The organism is Nocardioides sp. Soil777 (assembly GCF_001428425.1).
GTDB lineage: Bacteria > Actinomycetota > Actinomycetes > Propionibacteriales > Nocardioidaceae > Nocardioides > Nocardioides terrigena.
On sequence record NZ_LMSN01000001.1, the window covers coordinates 57,479 to 80,617 of the forward strand.

Here is a 23,139-nt window from a genome sequence, read left to right on the forward strand (position 1 = left end):
GCCCCGACTGGACACCGCTAGGGTCGGGGCGTGAGCACTCCCCTGCCGATGTTCCCGCTCAGCACGGTGGTGTTCCCGGGCGTCTCGCTGCCGCTCCACGTGTTCGAGGACCGCTACCGCGCCCTCGTCCACCACCTGCTGCGCATCGACGACCCGGCCGAGCGGGTGTTCGGCACGGTGGCGGTCCGGGAGGGCTACGAGGTCGGCGACCACGGGTCGCAGTCGCTCTACCGGGTCGGCGTCCGCCTCCAGCTCACCGACGTCGAGGCCAACGACGACGGCACCTTCGAGATCGAGGCGGTCGCCCGCGAGCGCATCGTGCTCGAGGGTCTCGACCCTTCCGGGGAGTTCGCCGTCGGCGACGTCGCCGAGCACCCCGACGCGGAGGGCCCGGTGCCCGAGGAGGTCCTCACCCGCGCCCGCGCCACCTTCACGGCCTACCGGGCCGCGATCAGCGAGCTGCAGGGCACCACGTTCTCCGGCTCCCTCCCCCGCGACCCCGGCTACCTGTCGTGGACCCTGGCCGCCCTCGCGCCGCTCCCCATGGCCGAGCGCCAGTCGCTGCTCGAGGCCGACTCGCCGCGCGACCGGCTCGAGCTGGTCACCTCGCTGCTCCGCGAGGAGCTGCGCGCCATCAACGTCATCCCGTCGCTGCCGGCCACCGAGGTGGCCCGCACGGCCTGGTCCCCCAACTGAGTCACCCGTGGCCAGGAGGAAGGGCCCCGGTGGCGGGACGCCGGCGACCGTCGCGCTGACGGCGGCGGGCGTCGACTTCACGCTGCACGCCTACGAGCACGACCCGCGCGCGGCGTCGTACGGGCTGGAGGCGGCCGAGGCGCTGGGCGTGGAGCCGGGCCGCGTGCTCAAGACCCTGCTCGCCTCGCTCGACGGCGCCCTGGTCGTCGGGATCGTCCCGGTCGACGGCCAGCTCGACCTCAAGGCCCTCGCGCGGGCCCTGGGCGGCAGCAAGGCCGTGATGGCCGACGTCGCCGCGGCCGAGCGGGCGACGGGGTACGTCGCGGGCGGGATCTCCCCGATCGGCCAGCGGAAGGCGCACCCGACCGTCGTCGACGCGTCGGCGACCCGCTGGCCCACGGTCTTCGTCTCGGGCGGTCGTCGTGGCCTGGACGTCGAGCTGTCACCGGCCGACCTGGTCGCGGTCACGGCAGCGACCACGGCCCCGATCGGCCGGTGAGCAGGCTCAGTCCGTCGTCAGCTTGACGACCGAGTGGGACACGCCGTCCTCGAGCCAGCCGGTGACGCCGAAGGCGGACAGCGGCTCGATGTTCTCCGCGATCTCCGGATCCTCCTCGCCGGCGAGGCGCGCCAGCCAGTTGTCGTCGGCGTCGAAGTCGACGAACAGCACCGCCGCGGCCTCGTCCGCATCCTCGACGACCTCGTCGAAGGCCTCCGACTCACCGAGCGACCCGCCGCCCGCCAGGGTGGCGCGGTAGTCGGCGTTGGGGCTGAGCGTGACCCGGTCGCCCTCGACCTCGGTCTCCAGCATGTCGGCGTCGGGACCCATCTGGGCCGCGACCTTGTCGAGCGCTCCCTGGATGGCGTCCGGGTCGCCCTGGATGGTGACGCCGACCGGGAGCTCGCCGGGGCCACCGTTGAAGAAGGCCTCCATGTCGAAGCCCGAGCCCATCGAGACGGCCATCGCGTCGCCGACCAGCGCCTCGGCGTCGGTCGGCAGGTCGAGGCCGGACGCCTCGGACATCTCGGCCATCAGCTCGTCAGAGGTCATCTCGGCGCCACCCAGCTCGGCGAAGGTGTCGACCATCTCGGTGAACCAGCCGTCGGAGAAGCCCAGGGCAAACGCCGCGACGGTGTCGTCCGGCAGGTCGGACACGAGCTCGGAGCCGCCCTGGTCGAGGCCGGACATCGCCATCATGGACTGGCCCGGGTCGGCGGCGGTCTCGACCTCGAGGGCCCCGTCGTCGAAGCGGACGGTGATGGCGGCGCCGCGGAAGTCGGCGAAGGCCTTCTCCATCTCGGGGGTCACCGAGTCGGTCGTGCCGGGGTCGATCTCGCCCATGCCGCGCATCGAGTCGAGCGACTCGCCGTAGATGCCGAACATGTCCGCGAGGTACTGCCCGGCGGCCGGGGCGGCGTACATGCTCACGATGCCGGGGTCGCCCGCCTCCTCGGTCCAGCGCTGGAAGTCGCCGTCGTCGGCGAGCGTTCCCTCCTCGGCGTCGGCGACCACCTGGTCGGTGATCTCGACGGTCTCGCCGATCACCGCCCAGTCGCCCTCGACCGTCCAGGCGGCGGTGGTGGAGTCGACCTCGTCGCCGCCGCAGGTCTCCTGCAGGGTGGCGAGGCCGTCCTCGGCCGCGCCGGCGTCACTGACCTGGAGGACGAGCACGGGCGCCGGCGTCTCGGCGCCGGTGTCGATGGCGGCGACAGCGGCGCGATCGCCCATCCACGGCTCCACGTCGGCGGCGTAGTCGAGGCCCTCGCACTCCCCCGACTCGGTCAGCTCCGTGAAGAGCCGCTCGCGGAGGTCGTCGTCGGTGTCGAGGTCGACGTTGTCGGCGAACGCGGGGAACTTGCGCAGCGTGCGGATCGCCTCGATCTTCTGCTCGCCGCTGGGGTCGAGGTCGAGGCTCGCGTAGGCGATGGTGCTCGCCGGCAGGGCCCGGGCGGGCTGGTCGCCGGTGCTGAGGAAGCTCGAGGCGGCCCAGGCCGCTCCGCCGCCCACCGCCAGGAGTCCGAGGATCCCGCCGAGCACGATCACCCGCTTGCGGGAGTCGGACGATCCGGCGGGGCCGGCGACGGGACTGCCCGCCGACGACTCGAGGTACTCGGGACCCGAGGGGCCCTGCGGTGTGGTGGACATGTGGAACCCCCGTGTGCGGCGTGAAGAGACGGCCGCAGCCTACCCAGCGGAGCGGGGGTCAACCTCGCGAACACGGCGACCGTTCGTGGTGAACCAGACCAGCGACAGGCCGATGACCGTCCCCAACGGGAACGCCAGGAAGGCGCTGCCCGCCAGCGAGTACGCCGACTGCTCCGGGTCGCTGCCGGCCACCCGCAGGTCGCTGGGCAACCGCTCCAGGTCGTCCATCGCCGCGGCGAGCGGCCGCGGGTCGGGCGGACCGAGCGTGTGGCCGACGGTGAACATCAGCCAGCCCGCCAGCACCGACCCCACCGCGGCGGACGCCAGGGTGGTCAGCTCACCGGCCACGAGCACCCAGCCGAGCACGGCGGCGGTGATCAGTCCGGCGCCCAGCGCGATCACGACGTACCACCCGGTGCCGGAGAAGTCGTAGTCCGGACCGGACGGCTCCAGGATCCACTCGCCCTGGAAGACGATGCCGACGGGCGGGGTCCACACCCACTCCCAGACCACGCCGGCGATCGCCCCGACCACCGCGAAGGTGGCCAGCACGATGGCGGCCCGGACGGCCACGGCACGGCCGTGGAGACGGTGCGTCCGGGCGTCGGCCGGCCGGGGGTCCATCGGCTGTGCGTCGGTGGGCCGGGCGTCGCTCATCCCGCCAGGCACCCGGGGCCCAGCAGCTGCTTGAGGTCGGCGAAGAGCGCCGGGCTCGGGGTCACACGGTGGTGGTCACCCACCTTGAGCACGATCGTCCGGTCCCGCATCCGCACGTGCAGGATCACCTCGGTCACCCCCGGGTGGGTCGCGAGGACCTCCTTGAGGCTGTCGACCGTGCCGGGGTTGACCCGGGTGTGCGGCAGGTTGACCGCGACCGGGCCGCTCGGGCCGTCGGAGATGTCGGGGACCGAGACCTCCTGGGCGCGGAGCTCGGGCTGGTCCTTGTCACGGGACAGCTGGCCCTTGATCCGCAGGATCGCGTCCTCGACGAGGTGGTTGGACGCCAGCTGGTAGGCGCTCGGGAAGAGCAGCACCTCGATCGCCCCGTCGAGGTCCTCGAGGGTGACCGTCGCCCAGGCGTCGCCCTTCTTGGTGATCTTGCGCTGCACGCTGGTGACCAGCCCGCTGATGGTGAGGGTGCTGCCGTGGGCGCGCTCCTCGTCGAGCATCAGCTGGCCGATGGTGCAGTCGGTGCCGTTGGACAGCACGTGCTCGAGACCGAGGAGCGGGTGGTCGGAGACGTAGAGGCCGAGCATCTCCCGCTCGTGGCCCAGCAGCGTCATCTTGTCCCACTCGTCGATGTGGTCCGGGACTTCGACCTTGGTCCCGGCGGACCCCACGTCGCCTGCGTCGAGAAGATCGAACATGGAGTCCTGGCCGCCGTCGGTGTTCTTCTTGGCGTCGACGAAGCGGTCCACGGCATCCTCATGGATGGCCACGATCGCGCGCCGCTTGTGCTTCATGTCGTCGAAAGCGCCAGCCCGCGCCAACGAATCCACAAGGCGCTTGTTGCACACGACCAGAGGAACCTTCTCCATGAAGTCGTTGAAGTCCTCGAACCTGCCCTTCTCTGCCCTCGCCTCCACGATCTTCTCGACGACGTTGGCACCGACGTTGCGCACGGCGGTGAGGCCGAAGCGGACGTCGTGGCCGACCGGGGTGAAGTTGGAGTGCGACTCGTTGACGTCGGGCGGGAGCACCTGGATCTTCATCCGGCGGCACTCGTTGAGGTAGATCGCCGACTTGTCCTTGTCGTCCTTGGTGCTGGTCAGCAGGGCCGCCATGTATTCGGCCGGGTAGTTGGCCTTGAGGTAGGCGGTCCAGTAGGAGACCAGGCCGTACGCCGCGGAGTGGGCCTTGTTGAACGCGTAGTCGGAGAAGGGCAGCAGGATGTCCCAGAGGGTCTGCACGGCCTTCATCGAGTAGCCGCGCTCGATCATGCCGCCGGAGAAGATCTCGAACTGCTTGTCGAGCTCCTCCTTCTTCTTCTTGCCCATCGCGCGTCGCAGCAGGTCGGCCTGGCCGAGCGTGTAGCCCGCCAGCTTCTGCGCGATCGCCATGACCTGCTCCTGGTAGACGATCAGGCCGTAGGTCTCACCGAGGATCTCCGAGAGCGGCTCGGCCAGCTCGGGGTGGATGGCCTCCACCGGCTCGCGGCCGGTCTTGCGCCGGGCGTACTTGTTGTGGGAGTCGGCACCCATCGGGCCGGGGCGGTAGAGGGCACCGACGGCCGAGATGTCCTCGAACTTGTCGGGCCGCATCGAGCGGAGCAGGGCCCGCATCGGCCCGCCGTCGAGCTGGAAGACGCCGAGGGTGTCACCGCGCTGGAGCAGGTTGTAGGTCGCGGGGTCGTCGAGGGTGAGGTCCTCCAGGACGACCGTCTCGTCGCGGTTGACCTTGATGTTCTTCACCGCGTCGTCGAGGACCGTGAGGTTGCGCAACCCCAGGAAGTCCATCTTGATGAGGCCGAGGGCCTCGCAGGTCGGGTAGTCGAACTGCGTGATCATCGCGCCGTCGGCGGGCCGCTTGAGCAGCGGGATGACGTCGATGAGCGGCTCGCTCGACATGATCACGCCGGCCGCGTGCACGCCCCACTGCCGCTTGAGGCCCTCGATGCCGATGGCGGTGTCGACGACCCGCTTGACGTCGTTGTCCTGCTCGTAGAGGCCGCGGAACTCGCCGCCCTCGCCGTAGCGCTTGTGGTTGGCGTCGAAGATGTCCTTGAGCGGGACGTCCTTGCCCATCACCGCGGCCGGCATGGCCTTGGTGATCCGGTCGCCCATGGCGAAGGGGTAGCCGAGGATGCGGCTGGAGTCCTTGACGGCCTGCTTGGCCTTGATGGTGCCGTAGGTGACGATGTAGGACACCCGGTCGTCGCCGTACTTGTCGGTGACGTAGCGGATGACCTCGCCGCGCCGGCGCTCGTCGAAGTCGATGTCGAAGTCGGGCATCGAGACGCGGTCGGGGTTGAGGAAGCGCTCGAAGATCAGGCCGTGCTCGAGCGGGTCGAGGTCGGTGATCCGCATGGCGTAGGCGACCATCGAGCCGGCACCCGAGCCGCGGCCGGGGCCGACGCGGATGCCGTTGTCCTTGGCCCAGTTGATGAAGTCGGCGACGACGAGGAAGTAGCCGGGGAAGCCCATCTGGGTGATGACGCCGAGCTCGAACTCGGCCTGCTTGCGGACGTCGTCGGGCACCCCGCCGGGGTAGCGGACCTGCAGGCCGCGCTCGACCTCCTTGACCAGCCAGGAGTCCTCGTTCTCGCCCGGGGGGCAGGGGAAGCGCGGCATGTAGGTGCCGTTGCCCTCGGTGAACTTGACGTCGCAGCGCTCGGCGATCCACAGCGTGTTGTCGCAGGCCTCGCGCAGGTCGTACTTGTCGACCCACAGCGACCGCATCTCGGCGGGCGACTTGATGTAGTAGCCGTCGCCGGAGAAGGCGAAGCGCTGGCCGGGGCCGTCGCCGGCCGGGATGTCCATGTTGGAGCCGGAGTTGATGCAGAGCAGGTGCTCCTGGCTCTTGGCGTCCGCTTGGTGCACGTAGTGCGAGTCGTTGGTCGCCAGCAGCGGGATCCGCAGGTCCTTGGCGAGCCGGAGCAGGCCGTCACGGACCCGGCGCTCGATGTCGAGCCCGTGGTCCATCAGCTCGAGGAAGTAGTTGTCGCGGCCCAGGATCTCCTGGTAGTCCGCGGCGGTCTGGCGGGCGGCCTCGTAGTTGTTGTGCCGCAGGTGGACCTGGACCTCGCCCGAGGGGCAGCCGGTCGTGCCGATGATGCCGGCGCCGTGCTGGGACAGCAGTTCGCGGTCGGCGCGGGGGTGCTGGAAGAAGCCGTCGCGCCACGCCCCGGTCGAGAGGCGGAACAGGTTGTGCATGCCCTCGGTCGACTCGGCCAGCAGGGTCATGTGGGTGTAGGCACCACGACTGGAGACGTCGTCGGGCCCGCCCTTGTAGAAGTTGACGCGCTTGCGCTCGTAGCGGCTGATGTTGGGCGTGAAGTAGGCCTCCATGCCGATGATCGGCTTGACCCCGGCGGCGGTGGCCTTCTTGTAGAACTCGTAGGCCCCGAACACGTTGCCGTGGTCGGTCATCGCGATCGCCGGCATGCCCAGCTCGGCCGTGTGGTTGGCCAGGTCGCCGAGGCGCGCCGCGCCGTCGAGCATGGAGTACTCGGTGTGGACGTGCAGGTGCACGAAGTTGTCGTTGGAGCCAGCCGACATCGGGGTCTTCCACACCTTCTTCGAGGGTCGCAGGAACAGTCGCGACTGACGGCCCAGCAGGCCTCGCTGGGGTGACACGGGGTCATCGCGGAGGGGAAGAGCAGTCAGCCTACGTCAGTCTGACAGGGGGTTCCGACAACGCCGTCGGCGTGCCGCCCGACCCCCGGCCTGCAGGCTGTGGCGCTATGAGGAACGCCACTCCAGCGCGTGGCCGTGGCCGTGGGCCGCGGCCACCGGGACCCCGTCGAGGGCCAGCACGAACCGCCCCGGACCGGGGTCGAAGTCGCGCGTGACCCGGGGCAGCACCTGGGGCGCCTCGTTGCTGATCCAGTGGCAGGCGCCGTCGTCGACCAGGCCGGTCATGAGGTCGTGGAAGCGCTCGCGGTCGGCGTCCTCGAGGTAGGCGATGACGGCGCTGTGGAAGACCACGGGGGTGCCGTGCCGCCCGGCCTCGTCCAGGAGGGCGGGGAGGTGGTCGAACAGGTCGCCGCGGACGACGTACGGCGGCTCCCGGCGCGCCACCGCGACCGCCGCGCGCAGCCGCTCCCGGCGGTCGTCCTGCTCGGGCCACACGAGGGTCTCCAGCCAGGCCATCGCATCGCTGTCGGTCACGTCGAGAGGGTTGAGGTCGACGCCACCGCGCCACGCGACGTCCGGGTGCCGCACCGGGACCGGCACCGGGCCGGTGGCCGTCGCGGTGAGCGTCGGTCCCCCGCTGCCGGTGAGGGCGCCGGCACCCGGCCAGTCGTAGTCGTAGCGGTCCGGGAAGAGGCACAGCCCGGCGCTCGCCCCGACCTCGATGAGCGCGAGCGGCCCGTCGAGGGTGCCGAGCACCGGGGTGAGGGCGGCGAGCCTGCCGACCTCGTTGGTCTGGGTGGCCCGGTCGCGGATCGTCTGCTTGACGGACCGCTCGTGCTCGAGGAGGACCGCCTTGAACCCGGCGTACTCCCCCGGCGCAGGCGCCCCGTGCCAGCGGGCGGCGGCGAGGACGAGGTTGGGCTGCTGCTTGGGCTCCGGCAGGTCGGCCAGCCAGGCGTGCACCTCGGGGTCGTCGGCGATCCCGAGCGCCCAGGCCTCGAACGTCGGGCTGTCGCCGCGTGCGTACGTCGCGAAGTCGCGGTAGCGGTCGGCGATCTCCCCACTCATCTGCATGTGCCCACGCTAGACCGAATGGCTGTTGCGGCCGCCGGCACCTGTGTCACTGGGCGACTCAGGTCGTAGCGCCGGCGAGGACCCGGACGACCCGCCTCACCAGTGTGCGTGGAAGCACGTCGGGAGGCCCGACACACGTGCATCCACGCACACTCGTCGCTCCCTCAGGAACCGGCGGGGTCTCCCCACCACCTGATGCCGGAGGCGTCGGTTGTGGTGCGCGTCGATCCCAGCGGCTCCTCGAGCTCGATGCGCAGCATGGTGGTCATCTCTTCGACCGAGTTCTCGTGGACGGCAAGGGCGTGGTGCGGGTCGTCCGCATGCACCCCCACCTCCTTCTCACTGACATCGCGCCTCAGCCCGAGCAGCCCGTCGTACGAGGGATGCCGGTAGACCACCTCCACCAGGTGCGGACCCAGCTGGCGCGCCTCGACGATCTCCACCTCGAAGACCCTGGTAAGGGCCCTCAGCTGACGGTCGAGCTCGGCGAGCACCTGGCCGGCTCGGGTGGCCGCGTCAAGGAGCACGCTCGCGGGAAGGCCTCTCGGGTCGCCCTCGGCGCGAGGCAGGGACTCGGGCACGAACCTCGCCACTCCCTCGTAGTCCATGCCAGCGCCCTCAGGAGCGCTCGCGGGCGGCGTCGATGGACTCGGAGATGACCGCGTGCATGATGCGACCGACCCGCTCCTCCCCCAGCTCGGGGGCGAGCTCGGCGACCCGGGCGACGATGTCGCGCTCCCGGGTGGCGTCGCGAGCGGGGTCCGCGACGGCCGAGACCTCGCGCTTGTGGTCCTGGACGACCCGGGTGAGCGCGACGCGGCGGGCCAGGGCGTCACCGAGGGTGAGGTCCACCTCGTCGATCATCGCCCGGTAGAAGGCGAGCGGGTCGGTCCCCGGCCAGGCCATCCGCACGTCCGGGCGGCGCTCCTCGTTGGCCAAGCCGTCGGTGCGCTCCAGCTCGACGAGACCGTGGCGGGCGTAGAACGCGCGGGCCGCGACATTGGACTCGAACACCCACAGCGCGAACCCGTCAGGACGCTGGGCCTTGGCCAGCTCGAGCAGGGCCGACCCGATGCCCTGCCGCTGGGCGGACCCGGCGACGTACAGGGACTCGAGCCAGGTCGGGGTCAGCGTCGCGAAGCCGACCAGGGCCGGGTCGCCGTCCGTGCCGGACTCGGCCAGCCACACGTCGCGCGTCGAGAGGTCCCAGGACCCGACCCAGCGGCGTACGTCGTCGTCCGGGTGCACACCGGGCGGCATGAGGGGTACGGCGGCGCGGCGGACCGCGAGGTAGAGCTCGGCGACGGCGGGCAGGTCGTCCTGCCCGGCCAGGCGGAGCGACACCTCAGTGGGCATCACGGATGACCTCGAGCGCGTGGGCCAGGTCGTCGGGGTAGGTCGACTCGTACTCGACGTACTCACCGGTGTCCGGGTGCTCGAAGCCCAGCTTGACGGCGTGCAGCCACTGCCGCTCCAGGCCGACCCGCTGGCCGAGGGACGGGTCGGCACCGTAGGTGATGTCGCCGACGCAGGGGTGCTTGAGGGCGGCCATGTGCACGCGGATCTGGTGGGTGCGGCCCGTCTCGAGGTGCACCTCGAGCAGCGAGGCGAAACGGTGCGCCTCGAGCGTCTCGTAGTGGGTGACCGAGTGGCGGCCGTCGGCCATCACCGCGAACTTGTAGTCGTGGCGGGGGTGGCGGCCGATCGGCGCGTCGATGGTGCCCTGCAGCGGGTCCGGGTGACCCTGCACGAGGGCGTGGTAGGTCTTGTCGACCGTGCGGTGGCGGAAGGCGTTCTTGAGGACCGAGTAGGCGCGCTCGGACTTGGTGATCACCATGACGCCGGACGTGCCGACGTCGAGCCGCTGCACGATGCCCTGGCGCTCGCTGGCCCCGCTCGTGGAGATCCGGAAGCCGGCTCCCGCGAGGTGACCGACGACGGTCGGGCCCGACCAGCCGGGCGAGGGGTGCACGGCGACACCGACGGGCTTGTCGATCACCACGATGGAGTCGTCGTCGTGAATGATCTTGATGCCCTCGACCAGCTCGGGGACCACGACGAGCGGGTCCACCTCGGCGGGGATCGAGACCTCGAGCATGGAGCCGGCGTGCAGCCGGTCGCTCTTGCCGACGTCCCCACCGTCGACCTGCACGAGACCGGCGGCGATCAGGTCGGCCGCGCGCGTGCGGGAGAAGCCGAACATCCGGGCCATGGCGGCGTCGACGCGCTCACCGGCGAGGCCGTCGGGGACCAGCACGGTCCGCTGGTCGACGAAGCCGCTCACGACTCGTCCTTCTCGATGCGCGCCCCGGAGAGCATCACGCCGCGGAACGACTGGAGGATGATGACCGCCGCCGCGGCGTTGATGCACATGTCGGCGACGTTGAAGACCGGCCAGTTGGGCAGCATCAGGAAGTCGACGACGTGGCCACGCATGAAGCCGGGCTCGCGGAAGATCCGGTCCGTGAGGTTGCCGGCGACGCCGCCGAGGAGCAGACCGAGACCGACCGCCCACAGCGGGCTGCCGAGCCGCCGGCTGAGCCACAGCACCACCAGCACGGCGATCACCGCCAGGCAGCTGAAGACGATCGTGAACTCGGTGCCGGTGCTGAAGGCCGCCCCCGGGTTGAACACCAGGTGCAGCACCAGCCAGTCACCGAGGACCGCGATGTCGCCGTCCTCGAGGTTGACCAGCGCCCACTGCTTGGTGGACAGGTCCAGCGCGTACGCCGCGAGCGCCACGAGGGCGAAGAGCCCCCAGGTCCTGCGGGGTCGCGCGGACGACTCGTGGGTGTCCTGGTCGCTGGAGCTCAGCGACGCTCCTCGCGCTGCTTGCATGTCATGCACAGTGTGGCACGGGGGAAAGCCATGAGACGCATCTTGCCGATCGGCTCCCCACAGGACTCACAGATGCCGTAGCTGCCGTCGTGGATGTGCCCCAGGGCACGGTCGATCTGGGCGAGCATCTCGCGCTCGTTGTTGAGCACGGTGAGCTCGTGGTCGCGCTCGAAGCTCGTCGCGCCCATGTCGGCCTGGTCGTGGCCGGCGCCGTCACCGGCGTCGCGCATCAGCCCGGCGAGGTCGTGCTCGGCCTCGTCGAGGACGTGCACGAGCTTGTCGCGCTGGGTGTGGAGCTCGTCGAGGACCTCGTCGAGCTCGGCCTTGGTCCACGCGCCCTCGCCCTCCTTGACGACGAGCGAGGACATGGGGGCCTTCTTGGCGGATGCCTGGGTGGCGGTCTTCTTCACGGCGGCCTTCTTCGTTGCAGTCCTGGTGGCGGTCTTCTTCGCCGGCGCCGCGGCCGCGGGGGCCGTCTTCGTCGCCGTCGTCCTCGTGGTGGTCGTCCCGGTCGGGGACTTCTTCGCGGCGGCCTTCGTGGCCGTCTTCTTCGCGGTGGGCGACGCGGCCGGAGCCTTCTTCGCCGTGGCCTTCGTGGCCGTGGCCGTGGCCGTGGCCTTCGTGGCGGGAGCCTTCTTGGCCGCCGCCTTCGATGCTGGGGCCTTCTTCGCGGCGGCGGGCTTCGTCGCGGCGGCCGGAGCGGCCTTCGTGGCGGGGGCCTTCTTCGCCGCCGCCTTGGTCGCGGGAGCCTTCTTCGCCGCCGTCTTGATCGCGGGAGCCTTCTTCGCCGCCGCCTTGGTCGCGGGAGCCTTCTTCGCCGCCGCCTTGGTCGCGGGAGCCTTCTTCGCCGCCGCCTTGGTCGCGGGAGCCTTCTTCGCCGCCGCCGTCGTGGCCGGGGCCTTCTTCGCCGCCGCCGTCGTGGCCGGGGCCTTCTTCGCCGGGGCCTTGGCGGCCTTGGCGGGAGCCTTCTTGGCGGACTTCGCAGCGGTCTTCGTGGCCGTCTTCTTGGCGGCGGCCCCGGCTGCCGCCGGCTCGACCTCGGCCGGGGCGGCCTTGGCGCTCGACCGGCGCCCGATCACCTTCTTGGCCGCAGCCGCAGCAGTGCCGGCGAGGGACTTGCGGGTGCTGCTGGCCATGAGCGGGCCTCCTGGGGGCCAAGGGTGTGTGCTGCCACACGGTGGCAGGGAGGGTAGCCCCTGCCCGGGGCCCCATCCAAGCGGCTCGCCCACAGGGGTGTGAGAACGGCCGGTCCCGCGGAGGAACCGGCCGTTCTCGAGGTCGTACGACGGGCCGTGCGGCCCGGTGGATCAGTTGTTGTTCTCGTCCTCGCCCAGGATCGAGCGCAGGCGCTTGGGCGCCGGGGCACCGTCGGCCGGCATGTCGGCGACGGAGCCGGAGCCCTGCAGGGCCTCGAGCTGCTGGGTGAAGTAGCTCTTGAGGCGGGAGCGGTACTCGCGCTCGAACGAGCGGAGGGTCTCCACCTCGCTGCTGAGCTTGTCGCGCTCCTTCTCCAGGTCACCGAACATCTGCTGGCGACGCTCGGCGGTCTCGGAGTCGAGCATCTGCGAGCGCTGGCGGGCGTCCGCCTCGAGGCGGTCGGCCTTGGTCTTGGACTCCGCCTCCAGGCGCTCGGCCTTGGTGCGCGCGGCGCCGACGATCTTGTCGGCCTCGTTCTTGGCCTCGTCGACGAGCTCGTCGGCGTTGCGGGTCGCGAGCTCGAGCAGGCGGGCGGCCGCGTTGGACGCCTGCGGGACGGTCTCGACGCGGATGGTCTCCATACCGGGCGCGGCAGCCGCAGGGGCGGCGGCCGGAGCGGCCACGGGGGCCGGGGCGGGGGTCGGCGTCGGGGCGGGCTTCTCCTCGACCTTGGCCGGCTCGGGCTCAGGCGTGCGGGCCGGGGCCGGCGTGCTGCCGGTCTGGGCCGCGGAGAGCTTCGACCGCAGGTCGTCGTTCTCCTTGGTGAGCCTGGCGAGCTCCGCCTCCACCTCGTCGAGGAACTGGTCGACCTCGCCCATGTCGTACCCCTCGCGGAGGCGCACGGGCGTAAAGCGCTTGTTGCTCACGTCCTCAGGCGTCAGCGGCATGACGTCACCCAAACTTTCACGTTGATGGCAAACCGGGCTGTTCCCGGACACACTAGCGCCACGACGTGGCGCTCTGTCAGTGACCCGTGTGGCTGCTGGTTCAGAGCAGCGCCGAACGGATCACGACGAGAAGAAGGTAGGCGCCCAGCATCACCAGGAGGAAGCTCAGGTCGAGCATGATCGACCCGAGCCGCAGCGGCGGAATGACCTTGCGGAGCGCCTTGATGGGCGGATCGGTGATGGTGTAGACCACCTCGAGCACGACCAGCAGGATGCCCGAGGGCGACCAGCGGCGCGCGAACACCTGGACCCAGTCCACGACGAAGCGGACCCACAACAGGGCGATGAAGACCCAGACGAGTCCGTAGAGGATCCCGCCGACAAGATTCACGAAGTCGCTCAGCTCTGGTTGAAGAACCCGTTCTCCGCGATCCGCTCCTTGTCCTCGGTGGACACCGAGACGTTGGGCGGGGAGAGCAGGAAGACCTTGTTGGTCACGCGCTCGATGCTGCCACGCGTGGCAAAAATCAGGCCCGCGGCGAAGTCGACGAGGCGCTTGGCGTCGTTGTCGTCCATCTCGGAGAGGTTCATGATCACGGGCGTGCCGTCGCGGTAGTTCTCACCGACGAGGCGGGCCTCGTTGTAGTTGCGGGGGTGAAGGGTGGTGATGCGGCTCAACTCGGCGACCACTCCAGGAGAGACCGAGGCCGGACGACGGCGCTCGGAGATGTCGGACACGGGGGCGGGACGACGGTCCCGGGACTCGCGAGCGGGCTGCTCGTCGACCACGTCGTGCTTGGTGGTCTCGTCGTCGAATTCGTCGTACTGGCCGGTGTCCTCGAGCAGGCCGAGGTACTCGCCGATCTTGCGCATCGCGCCGCTCATGAGACAGATCCTCCGGTAGACCGGGCGCCCGGGTCCGGGCGCCACTTGACTGATGTGGACATTACTTGACCGCAGGCCTCTCACCGAGGACCGCGGACCCGACACGCACGTGTGTCGCACCACGTGCGATCGCCTGCTCGAGGTCACCGCTCATCCCGGCCGACAACGCGGTCGCCCGCGGATGGTCCCCGAGGAAGCCGGCCCGGATGTCGGCCAGCCTCGCGAAGGCCTCCGCCGGGTCCTCGCCGAGCGGCGCCACCGCCATCAGGCCGCGCAGCCGCAGGTGCTCGGCCGCCTCGACGGCGGCTCCCAGGTCGGCCAGGGTCGCGGGGTCGGCGCCGGCCCGGTGGTCCGACCCCGGTGGGTCGAGGCTGACCTGCAGGAGCACGTCGACCGTGCGCTCCCCCGCCCCTCGGTCGAGGGCGCCGACCAGCTTGGAACGATCGACCGACTCGACGACGTCGGCGTACGACGCGACGGCGGCGGCCTTGTTGCTCTGCAGCGCTCCGATGAAGTGCCACCGCAGGCCGAGGTCGGCGCACTCGGCGGCCTTGTCGGAGGCCTCCTGGTGGCGGTTCTCCCCCACGTCGGTGACGCCGAGGTCGGCCAGCGCCCGGACGTCGGAGGCCGGGAAGAACTTGGTGACCACGACGAGCGACACGTCGTCGGGCGAGCGGCCGGCGGCGGCGCAGGCGTCGGCGATGCGGCGGCGTACGGCGGCGAGGTTGGTCGCGAGGTCGTCGGCGCGCGTCACGAGACCCACACCAGCCCGGCGAACCGTCCGGCGGCGGCCCCGTCGCGACGGTAGGAGTGCAGGCCGCGCTCCTCGAGGGTGCAGCCGGCGACGTCCACGACCTCGACGCCCTCGCGGGTCAGCTGGGCGCGCACGCCCGCACCGATGTCGAGGGCGGGCGTGCCCCACGAGGTCTCGGCCCAGGCCTCGGGGACCACGGCGCTGACGTCGGCGCGCATCTGCTCGGGCACCTCGTAGCAGGACCCGCACACGTGCGGCCCCACCCAGGCGACGATCTCGGAGGCACCGTGGGTGCGCATCACCTCGACCGTGCGGGTGGCGATGTCGAGCGCCAGACCGGGCCGCCCGGAGTGGACGGCACCGATGACGCCGGCCTCGGCGTCGGCAAGCACCAGCGGCACGCAGTCCGCCACCCGGACCATGAGGCCGAGGCCCCGCGTCGTGGTGACCAGGGCGTCGCCGTCGGGCACCTGCCCGAGCGGCATCGGGCCGTCGACCACCAGCACCTCGTCGCCGTGCACCTGCGAGAGGCGGGCGAGGGGCACGCCGACGGCGTCCTCGACGCGGGCCAGCAGCTCGGGGAAGTCCTCGCGGAGGCCCTGGAGGTCGAGGGAAGAATCAGTGAAGGCGACGTCCACCCGGAGCCGGGAGACGTCGCCCTCACGAGAGTCGCGGAATGCGAACACGTGCTACTTCAGGAAGTCCGGGACGTCGAGGTCGTCGTCGTCGAACTGGACGGGACGGCTCGGGCGGGACGGCTCCTGGCGGGCCGGCGCGGACTGCTGGGCGGGCTGGGCCGGTCGCGGGGCGGACTGCTGGGCCGGCTGGGCGGCGGGCCGCGAGGGCTCGAAGGCCTGGCTGCCCGTCGACGCCGAGGTGGCGGGACGCTGGGTGGCGACCTGCTGGGCGGCGGCCCGGGTCTCGGCCTGCGACTGCACCGGCGCGTTGGGCCGCAGGACGCTGCCCTCGGCGCGACGCTTGGGCATCCCGCCGTCGAAGCCGGCCGCGATCACGGTGACCCGCACCTCGTCGCCGAGCGCGTCGTCGATGGTCGCACCGAAGATGATGTTGGCCTCGGCGTGCGCGGACTGCGACACCAGGGCCGCGGCCTCGTTGATCTCGAAGAGACCGAGGTCGGAGCCACCGGCGATGGAGAGCAGCACGCCGTGGGCGCCCTCGATGCTCGCCTCGAGCAGCGGGGAGGAGACGGCCATCTCGGCGGCCTGGACCGCGCGGTCGTCGCCGCGGGCCGAGCCGATGCCCATGAGGGCCGAGCCCGCGTTGGCCATGACGGACTTGACGTCGGCGAAGTCGAGGTTGATCAGGCCGGGCGTCGTGATCAGGTCGGTGATGCCCGAGACACCCTGGAGCAGCACCTGGTCGGCCTGCTTGAAGGCGTCGAGGATCGACACGCTGCGGTCGGTGATCGACAGCAACCGGTCGTTGGGGATCACGATGAGGGTGTCGACCTCCTCGCGGAGCTGGCTGATGCCCTCCTCCGCGGAGTTGGCACGACGGCGGCCCTCGAAGGCGAAGGGGCGGGTGACGACACCGATGGTCAGGGCGCCGAGCGACCGGGCGATGCGGGCCACCACGGGCGCGCCTCCGGTGCCGGTGCCGCCGCCCTCGCCGGCCGTCACGAACACCATGTCGGCGCCCTTGATGACCTCTTCGATCTCGTCGGCGTGGTCCTCGGCGGCCTTGGCACCCACGTCGGGGTTGGCGCCGGCACCGAGACCGCGGGTGAGCTCGCGGCCGATGTCGAGCTTGACGTCGGCGTCACTCATCAGGAGGGCCTGGGCGTCGGTGTTGATCGCGATGAACTCGACACCCTTGAGGCCGACCTCGATCATGCGGTTGACGGCGTTGACGCCGCCTCCACCGATACCCACGACCTTGATGATCGCCAGGTAGTTCTGTGCTGCTGCCACGGCTGCAGGCCTCTCTCGGGTGTGGTTCCGGCCGGGTGCCGGAGCGGGTCTGGGTTGTCGGGCTGGGTGTATCGGGGAAGGTGCGTGGCTGACATCCCCTGCCCTCGGGATCCGGAACTCTAACCGTGAACCTGAGGGTTATAGTTATGTCAACCTCGCGTTGCAGAAGAACATAGGCACGCGAGGACGACCGTTCCTGCCGACACGCCCACGACGCCGGAACTTTCGGCGGACTTTCGCGCGGATCGTCGTACGGGTCGTCGTGCGGATCGTCTGCGACGGGCTCAGCTGGGTCGGGTGATCGGGCTCTCCGGCACGCTCACGTCGTAGACCTGGGCACGCTGCGCGGCGAGGAGCTCGGGCAGCACCCGCGCCTTGAGCTCGGACTGCTCCGCACTCCCCCACAGCACCTGGCGACCGTCGCGGAGCACCAGGGTGATCTGGTCGATGGTCTGCACCTCGACGTGGTCCACCCGGGCCGCGAGGTCGCTGGGGAGCACCGCGACGACGCCCGCGGCCTCGGCCAGGGCGTCGGAGCCGGTGGACGTGGTGGGCCGCACCCGGGGCATCCCCTTGGGCGCGGTCCGGTAGTCGCGGAAGACCACGCCCTCGGCGTCGAGGCCCCGCAGCCGGCCGCCGAGCTCGACGACCGCGATGGCGGTGCGCTCGGTGACGTCGATGCGGATGCCGTCGGGCCAGGAGCGGGTCACGTCGACGTCCTCGATCTCCGCCAGCGCAGCCACCCGGCGCGAGATGGCCTCGAGGTCGACCAGCGCGAGCTGCTCCCCCGTCGGGACCTCGGCGACCGCGAGGACGCGGTCCGGGCCGAGCAGGCGGTTGCCGTCCACCTCGACCTTGTCGATGGCGAGCACCGCCGAGAAGAACACCAGCCAGACCGACGTGGCGACGAGCGCCACCACCGCGAGCACGGCGACGACGACCCGCCAGTGCATCCAGCGCCGCGCCCACTGCCGGCGCGCGAAGCGCTGGCGGACGCGCTGCTCGCGCCGCTCCTCCTCCGAGGGACGGGTGCGGGTCGCGCTAGCCACGGGCTCCCCGCAACAGGTCGAGGACCCGCGGGCCGAGCTGGGTGATGCTGCCCGCGCCGAGGGTCAGCACCAGGTCACCGGGGCGCGCGCGGGCCACGAGGGCCGCGGGCACCGCGTCGAAGTCGGGCTCGAAGAGGACGTGCTCGGTGTCGAGCGGCACGGCGTCGGCGACCAGGGCTCCGGTCACCGACGGGTCGGCGTCCTCGCGCGCGAGGTAGACGTCGAGGACGACGACCTCGTCGGCGGCACCGAGCGCGACGCCCATCTGCTCCCCGAAGATCCGGGTGCGGGAGACGAGGTGGGGCTGGAAGGCGACGACGATGCGGCCGTCGCCGGCCACGGCCCGGGCGGCCTGGAGGTCGCCGGCGATCTCGACGGGGTGGTGGGCGTAGGAGTCGTAGACGCGCACGCCCGACTCCTCCCCCTTCAGCTCCATCCGCCGGCCCGTCCCGGTGAAGCCGGCCAGCCCGGCCAGCAGGCCGTCGGCGTCGTGACCGAGGCGAAGTCCGACGGCGAGCGCGGCCAGGGCGTCGAGGAGGTAGTGCCGACCGGGGATGCGGAGCACGAGGTCACCGACCACGACGCCGTCGCGCAGCACCCGACCGCGGGACGTGGTGCCCTCGAAGCCCACGTCGACGAGGCGCAGGTCGCAGGACTCGCCCTCACCGACGGTGATGACCTCGAGGCCGTCGGAGCGGGCGTACGTCGCCAGGGCGGCGGCCCCGGCGTCGTCGCCGACCACGACGAGGAACCCTTCGCGGTCGATCGTGCCGGCGAACTCGTCGAAGGCCGCGTGGTAGGCCTCCTCGGTGCCCCAGTTGTCGAGGTGGTCGGCCTCGACGTTGGTCACGATGGCGGCGTGCGGGCGGTAGACGAGGAAGGCACCGTCGCTCTCGTCGGCCTCGGCGACGAACAGGTCGTCGGAGCCGGCGTCGGCGTTGCGACCGGTCGCGGTGAGCACCCCGCCCACGGCGTACGTCGGGTCGGCGCCCGCGGCGAGCAGCGCACTGGTGAGCAGGCCGGTGGTCGTGGTCTTGCCGTGCGTGCCGGCGACCGCGAGCACGCGCCGTCCGGCCATCACGGCGGCGAGGCCGGCCGAGCGCGGCAGCACCCGCAGGCCGCGACGGCGGGCCTCGAGCACCTCGGGGTTGTCCTCGCGTGCGGCAGTGGTGACCACGACGGTGTCGTCGGGCCCGAGGTCGCCGAGGTGGGCGGCGTCGTAGCCGAGGTGGCAGGTGACGTCGAGCTCGCGCAACGACGGCAGGAACGGGGTGTCCTGGTCGTCGCTGCCACTGACCTGCACGCCCTGGGCGGCCATGATGCGGGCGATCGCGGAGAGGCCCGCACCGCCGATGCCGATGAAGTGCACCCGGCCGAGCCGGTCGACGGGGAGCAGCTCGTCGGGGACGGGCACCCTCACCGGGCGACCTCCACGATGATCCGGGCCAGCGCCTCGTCGGCGTCGCGGGGCACGAGCGCGGCCGCGGCGGCGCCCATCCGTGCCAACCGGTCGGTGTCGTGGAGCAGGCCGGGGACGGTCGCACGGACCCACTCCGGCGTGAGGGCCTCGTTGCCGACGAGCAGCGCTCCCCCGGCGTCCACGACGGTGCGGGCGTTGAGGGTCTGCTCGCCGTTGCCGATCGGCAGCGGCACGAACACCGCCGGCAGCCCGACGGCCGCGGCCTCGGTGAGGCTGGACGCGCCGGAGCGACAGATGACCAGGTCCGCGGCGGCGTACGCGAGGTCCATGCGGTCGACGAAGTCGAGCACCTTGTAGGGCACACCGGTCGCGACCGGGCTGGCCTCGCCCTTCGGGCCCACGACGTGGAGCACCTGCACCCCGGCCTCGCCGAGTGCCTCGGCGGCCGCGGAGACGGACTGGTTGAGCTGCCGGGCGCCCTGGGATCCCCCGGTGACGAGCAGCGTCGGGCGGTCGGCGTCGAGGCCGAAGAAGCGGCGCGCGCCGGCGCGGGCGGCCTCGCGGTCGAGGGTGGAGATCATCCGGCGGATGGGGAGGCCGACGTACTCGGCCTTCGGCAGCGGCGTGCCGTGGAAGCTCACCGCGACCCGGTCGGCCACCCGCGCGCCGACCTTGTTGGCCAGGCCCGGGAGGGCGTTCTGCTCGTGCACCACCAGCGGCAGCCGTCGGCGGCGGGCCGCGAGGTAGGCGGGCATGGAGACGTAGCCGCCGTAGCCGACGACCACGTCGGGCTGGACCGTGTCGAAGACCTCGAGCGTGCGGCGTACGGCGTCGCGCAGCCTCAGCGGCACCCGCAGCAGCTCGCCCGAGGGCTTGCGCGGCAGCGGCACCGGCGGGATCAGGTGCAGGGGGTAGCCGGCCCGCGGCACGACGGTGTTCTCCAGGCCGCGCGGCGTGCCGAGGCAGTGGACCTCGACCGTCGGGTCGAGCCGCCGCAGGGCGTCGGCGGTGGCGATCAGGGGCGAGGTGTGGCCGGCGGTGCCACCGCCGGCGAGGAGTACGCGCATCAGGAGAAACCTACCGGGGAGGGCGGGTCAGCGCGTGCCCGGCGCCGACAGCCCGGCCGAGCGGTTGCGACGACGCGCCGCCAGGGCCGCGGCCGCCTCCGGCTCGCGCCGTGCGAAGCCGACCAGGAGCCCCAGCGCGACCAGGGACGGCAGCAGGGCGGACCCGCCGTAGGAGACCAGCGGGAGCGGGATGCCGATGACCGGCATCACGGCCAGCACCATGCCGACGTTGATGATCATCTGGCCGAGCAGCCACACCACGATGCCGAAGGACATGTAGCGCACGAACGGCTCGGCGGTGCGCGAGGCGATGCGGATCGCCGCGAACGCGATGGTGAAGAACAGGCCGATCACGAGCAGCGTGCCGACCAGGCCGAGCTCCTCGCCCAGGACGGCGAAGATGAAGTCGTTGTGAGCCTCGGGCAGGCCACCCCACTTCTGCGTCGAGGCACCGATGCCCTGGCCGAACCACCCGCCCGTGGAGAGCGCGTAGAGCCCGTGCGCCGGCTGCCACCCGGTGTCGAGGTAGTCCTTGAACGGGTCGGAGAAGTTGGTGATGCGCTGGAGGCGTTCGGCGTCCATCGCGGCCAGGAACATCACCGCGACGCCGATGATCGAGATGCTCAGCACGAAGAAGCGCGGCGGAGCGCCGACCACCCAGAGCATCCCCAGCAGGATCGCGAAGAGCACCAGCGCGGTGCCGAGGTCGCGCCCGAGGATGACCAGGCCGGTGGCCAGGAGCATGCCCGGCACGACCGGGATCATGATCTCGTGCACCCGGCCCAGCCGGCGCTCCTTGCGGGCGTAGATGTTGGCGGCCCACAGCACCAGGCCGAGCTTGGCGACCTCGGAGGGCTGGATCGCGAGGGGGCCGACGGCCAGCCAGTTCTGGTTGCCGTTGCGCTCGACCCCGAGGAACGCGGTGAGCAGCAGCAGGCCCAGCGACAGGAGGTAGGCCGGCCAGGCCAGCCGGCGGATCCAGGCGTGCGACATGCGCGAGGCGATGAAGGCGCACGGCAGGCCAAGGAGCACCCACATCAGCTGGCGCTTGACGATCGCGTAGGAGTCGCCGGTGGTCTTGTAGGCGTCGACGCTCGAGGAGCTCAGCACCATCATCAGGCCGATGGTGAGCAGCAGCGTCGAGGCGCCGAGCAGCAGGTAGTAGGACGACAGCGGCCGGTCGAGCGCCTCGCGCAGGGCGTGGAGGCCGCGCAGCCCGGGCAGCCCGGAGAGCCCGGGACGTCCCGGCACGCGCGCCATGAGCCGCGTCGGCGTCTCGGCGTCACTGGTCGTGGCGGTCGTGGCGTCGGTGCCGGTGGACTGGGGAGCCGGGCCCGGCGACAGGGTGGTCATCGCGGCCGCTCCCTCCTCCCGGCTCAGCTGCCGGGACCCTCGATCCGACGGTGGACCGCGGCGGCGAAGGCGTCGCCACGGGCGCCGTAGTTGGCGAACATGTCCATGGAGGCACATCCCGGCGCCAGCAGCACGGTGTCGCCCTCGCGGGCGAGCCGGGCAGCCGCGTCGACGACGCGCTCCATCGGGTCCCCAGTCTCCCCGTCGCCGATCTCGATGACGGGCACATCGGGGGCGTGTCGCGAAAGGGCGTCGGCGACCACGTGGCGGTCGGCGCCGAGCAGCACGACGCCCCGGAGTCGACCCCGGACGGCCTGCACGAGGTCGTCGAAGCGCGCCCCCTTGGCCAGGCCGCCGGCTATCCAGACGACCTGGTCGTAGGCCTGCAGCGACGACTGGGCGGCGTGCGGGTTGGTGGCCTTGGAGTCGTCGACCCAGGTCACTCCCCCGTGCTCCGCGACGTGCGCGATCCGGTGGCCGTCGGGCCGGAAGGCGCGCAGCCCCTCACGCACGGCGGCCTGCGAGACACCGTGGGACCGGGCCAGCGCGGCGGCCGCCAGGGCGTTGGCGACGAAGTGCGGCGCCGGGGACGCGAGGTCGGCGATCGTGCAGAGCTCGGCGGCGCTGGTGGACCGCTCCTCGATGAAGGCGCGGTCCGCGAGGATGTCCTCGACGACGCCGACCATGCCGACCGAGGGCATGCCGAGGGTGAAGCCGATCGCCCGGGCCCCCTCGACGACGTCGGCCTCGGCCACCAGCCGCTCGGTCGCCGGGTCCGCGACGTTGTAGACGCAGGCGCGGCTGACCCGCTCGTAGATCCGGCCCTTGTCGGCGGCGTAGTCGTCCATGCCGCCGGGGTACCAGTCGAGGTGGTCGGGCGCGACGTTGAGCACGGCAGCCGACTCCGCGCTCATCGAGTGCGTGTAGTGGAGCTGGAAGCTGGACAGCTCGACGGCGAGGACGTCGTACGGCTCGGGGTCCATGACCGCCTCGACGATCGGGCGGCCGACGTTGCCGACGCAGGCGCTGCGCAGTCCGGCGGCCCGCAGGATCGAGTCGAGCATCTGCACCGTCGTGGTCTTGCCGTTGGTGCCGGTGACGGCCAGCCACGGCGTGGCCCGCCCCGACTCATCCTTCTCGCGCAGGCGCCACGCCAGCTCCACCTCGCCCCAGACGGGTACGCCGCGGGCGGCGGCCTGGGCGAGCAGCGGCGCGTCGGGGCGCCAGCCGGGCGAGGTGACGAGCAGGTCGACGTCGTCGGGCAGCGTGGCCGTGGCCCCGGGCTCGAGGCGGATGTCGCCGCCGAGGCTCTCGAGGAGGGTGGCCTTCTCCGCCTTCTCGTCGCTGGTCGCCTCGTCGAGGGCGGTGACACCCGCACCGAGGAAGAGCAGGTTGTCGGCGGCGGCGAAGCCGGAGACGCCGAAGCCGGCGACCACGGCCCGCACGCCGTCCCAGGGGGTGTGTCGACCCAGCGAGTCGAGGTCGCGTCGGCTCATCGGGGTCCCCGGGGCGTTGTCCGTCGGAGGAGCGCAGCGGAGGAGGCGGAG

Annotated in this window: 23 protein-coding genes; 3 read left to right on the forward strand and 20 right to left on the reverse strand. The window is 71.7% G+C overall.

The features are described 5' to 3' along the window. Positions 1–30 precede the first annotated feature (30 nt). Positions 31–696, forward strand: coding sequence for an LON peptidase substrate-binding domain-containing protein (locus ASG88_RS00300; RefSeq protein ID WP_056885425.1), 666 nt, complete (start codon positions 31–33; stop codon positions 694–696). A gap of 7 nt (positions 697–703) precedes the next feature. Beyond that, a complete protein-coding gene (ybaK, locus tag ASG88_RS00305; RefSeq protein WP_056885426.1) occupies positions 704–1,195 on the forward strand; it encodes a Cys-tRNA(Pro) deacylase in 492 nt (163 codons plus the stop codon). Between the two features lie 6 nt (positions 1,196–1,201). Here ybaK and ASG88_RS00310 read toward each other — a convergent pair whose 3' ends face one another. From ASG88_RS00310 to ASG88_RS23410, 9 genes are all read right to left on the reverse strand, one after another. Further along, positions 1,202–2,842: a DUF3352 domain-containing protein gene (locus ASG88_RS00310; protein ID WP_056885427.1), complete on the reverse strand. Its 1,641-nt coding sequence runs from the start codon at positions 2,840–2,842 to the stop codon at positions 1,202–1,204. Positions 2,843–2,881: 39 nt separating this feature from the next. Continuing rightward, positions 2,882–3,499, reverse strand: a complete 618-nt coding sequence (locus tag ASG88_RS00315; RefSeq protein WP_056885428.1) for a hypothetical protein — start codon at positions 3,497–3,499, stop codon at positions 2,882–2,884. Continuing rightward, a complete protein-coding gene (gene dnaE / locus ASG88_RS00320) occupies positions 3,496–7,059 on the reverse strand; it encodes a DNA polymerase III subunit alpha (RefSeq protein WP_056885429.1) in 3,564 nt (1,187 codons plus the stop codon). Before dnaE ends, ASG88_RS00315 begins: the two co-directional genes overlap by 4 nt. Positions 7,060–7,242: 183 nt before the next feature. Next, positions 7,243–8,211 (reverse strand): DUF2332 domain-containing protein, encoded by a 969-nt coding sequence (locus tag ASG88_RS00325; protein ID WP_056885430.1) that lies wholly within the window; start codon positions 8,209–8,211, stop codon positions 7,243–7,245. Positions 8,212–8,375: 164 nt separating this feature from the next. Continuing rightward, positions 8,376–8,819, reverse strand: a complete 444-nt coding sequence (locus ASG88_RS00330) for a hypothetical protein (RefSeq protein WP_056885431.1) — start codon at positions 8,817–8,819, stop codon at positions 8,376–8,378. Positions 8,820–8,829: 10 nt separating this feature from the next. Next, the gene (locus ASG88_RS00335) at positions 8,830–9,567 is read right to left on the reverse strand and encodes a GNAT family N-acetyltransferase (RefSeq protein ID WP_056885432.1); all 738 of its coding nucleotides are present in this window, start codon (positions 9,565–9,567) and stop codon (positions 8,830–8,832) included. Then, positions 9,557–10,495, reverse strand: a complete 939-nt coding sequence (locus ASG88_RS00340) for an RluA family pseudouridine synthase (protein ID WP_056885433.1) — start codon at positions 10,493–10,495, stop codon at positions 9,557–9,559. Before ASG88_RS00340 ends, ASG88_RS00335 begins: the two co-directional genes overlap by 11 nt. Beyond that, a complete protein-coding gene (gene lspA, locus ASG88_RS00345) occupies positions 10,492–11,049 on the reverse strand; it encodes a signal peptidase II (RefSeq protein WP_056885434.1) in 558 nt (185 codons plus the stop codon). Before lspA ends, ASG88_RS00340 begins: the two co-directional genes overlap by 4 nt. Then, positions 11,022–11,459 (reverse strand): TraR/DksA family transcriptional regulator, encoded by a 438-nt coding sequence (locus ASG88_RS23410; protein WP_235534658.1) that lies wholly within the window; start codon positions 11,457–11,459, stop codon positions 11,022–11,024. The genes lspA and ASG88_RS23410 overlap by 28 nt, the downstream gene beginning before the upstream one ends. On the opposite strand from ASG88_RS23410, the gene ASG88_RS23415 reads away from it, so the two are divergent. Then, positions 11,443–12,288, forward strand: coding sequence for a hypothetical protein (locus ASG88_RS23415; RefSeq protein ID WP_200956300.1), 846 nt, complete (start codon positions 11,443–11,445; stop codon positions 12,286–12,288). The genes ASG88_RS23410 and ASG88_RS23415 overlap by 17 nt on opposite strands. A 68-nt stretch (positions 12,289–12,356) precedes the next feature. Here the strand turns inward: ASG88_RS23415 and ASG88_RS00360 are convergent, their stop codons facing one another. The 11 genes from ASG88_RS00360 to murD all read right to left on the reverse strand — a co-directional run bounded on the left by ASG88_RS00360 (position 12,357) and on the right by murD (position 23,088). After that, a complete protein-coding gene (locus tag ASG88_RS00360; RefSeq protein ID WP_056885980.1) occupies positions 12,357–13,133 on the reverse strand; it encodes a DivIVA domain-containing protein in 777 nt (258 codons plus the stop codon). 100 nt (positions 13,134–13,233) lie between these two features. Then, positions 13,234–13,524 (reverse strand): YggT family protein, encoded by a 291-nt coding sequence (locus ASG88_RS00365; RefSeq protein WP_056885436.1) that lies wholly within the window; start codon positions 13,522–13,524, stop codon positions 13,234–13,236. 8 nt (positions 13,525–13,532) lie between these two features. After that, the gene (locus tag ASG88_RS00370; RefSeq protein ID WP_056885437.1) at positions 13,533–14,018 is read right to left on the reverse strand and encodes a cell division protein SepF; all 486 of its coding nucleotides are present in this window, start codon (positions 14,016–14,018) and stop codon (positions 13,533–13,535) included. Positions 14,019–14,079: 61 nt separating this feature from the next. Then, the gene (locus tag ASG88_RS00375) at positions 14,080–14,772 is read right to left on the reverse strand and encodes a YggS family pyridoxal phosphate-dependent enzyme (protein WP_200956301.1); all 693 of its coding nucleotides are present in this window, start codon (positions 14,770–14,772) and stop codon (positions 14,080–14,082) included. After that, positions 14,769–15,458 (reverse strand): polyphenol oxidase family protein, encoded by a 690-nt coding sequence (locus ASG88_RS00380; protein WP_056885439.1) that lies wholly within the window; start codon positions 15,456–15,458, stop codon positions 14,769–14,771. The genes ASG88_RS00375 and ASG88_RS00380 overlap by 4 nt, the downstream gene beginning before the upstream one ends. A 3-nt stretch (positions 15,459–15,461) precedes the next feature. Further along, positions 15,462–16,703 (reverse strand): cell division protein FtsZ, encoded by a 1,242-nt coding sequence (gene ftsZ / locus ASG88_RS00385; protein WP_056885440.1) that lies wholly within the window; start codon positions 16,701–16,703, stop codon positions 15,462–15,464. 284 nt (positions 16,704–16,987) lie between these two features. Continuing rightward, entirely contained in the window at positions 16,988–17,752 is a 765-nt protein-coding gene (locus ASG88_RS00390) for a cell division protein FtsQ/DivIB (protein WP_056885441.1), read from the reverse strand. After that, positions 17,745–19,172: a UDP-N-acetylmuramate--L-alanine ligase gene (gene murC / locus ASG88_RS00395; RefSeq protein ID WP_056885442.1), complete on the reverse strand. Its 1,428-nt coding sequence runs from the start codon at positions 19,170–19,172 to the stop codon at positions 17,745–17,747. Before murC ends, ASG88_RS00390 begins: the two co-directional genes overlap by 8 nt. Next, entirely contained in the window at positions 19,169–20,239 is a 1,071-nt protein-coding gene (murG, locus tag ASG88_RS22835; protein ID WP_056885443.1) for an undecaprenyldiphospho-muramoylpentapeptide beta-N-acetylglucosaminyltransferase, read from the reverse strand. Before murG ends, murC begins: the two co-directional genes overlap by 4 nt. Before the next feature lie 27 nt (positions 20,240–20,266). Continuing rightward, a complete protein-coding gene (gene ftsW, locus ASG88_RS22840; RefSeq protein ID WP_235534659.1) occupies positions 20,267–21,592 on the reverse strand; it encodes a putative lipid II flippase FtsW in 1,326 nt (441 codons plus the stop codon). 23 nt (positions 21,593–21,615) lie between these two features. Beyond that, positions 21,616–23,088 carry a UDP-N-acetylmuramoyl-L-alanine--D-glutamate ligase gene (murD, locus tag ASG88_RS00410; protein WP_056885444.1) on the reverse strand — a complete coding sequence of 491 codons (1,473 nt, stop codon included), beginning with the start codon at positions 23,086–23,088 and terminating at the stop codon, positions 21,616–21,618. Positions 23,089–23,139: the final 51 nt, after the last annotated feature.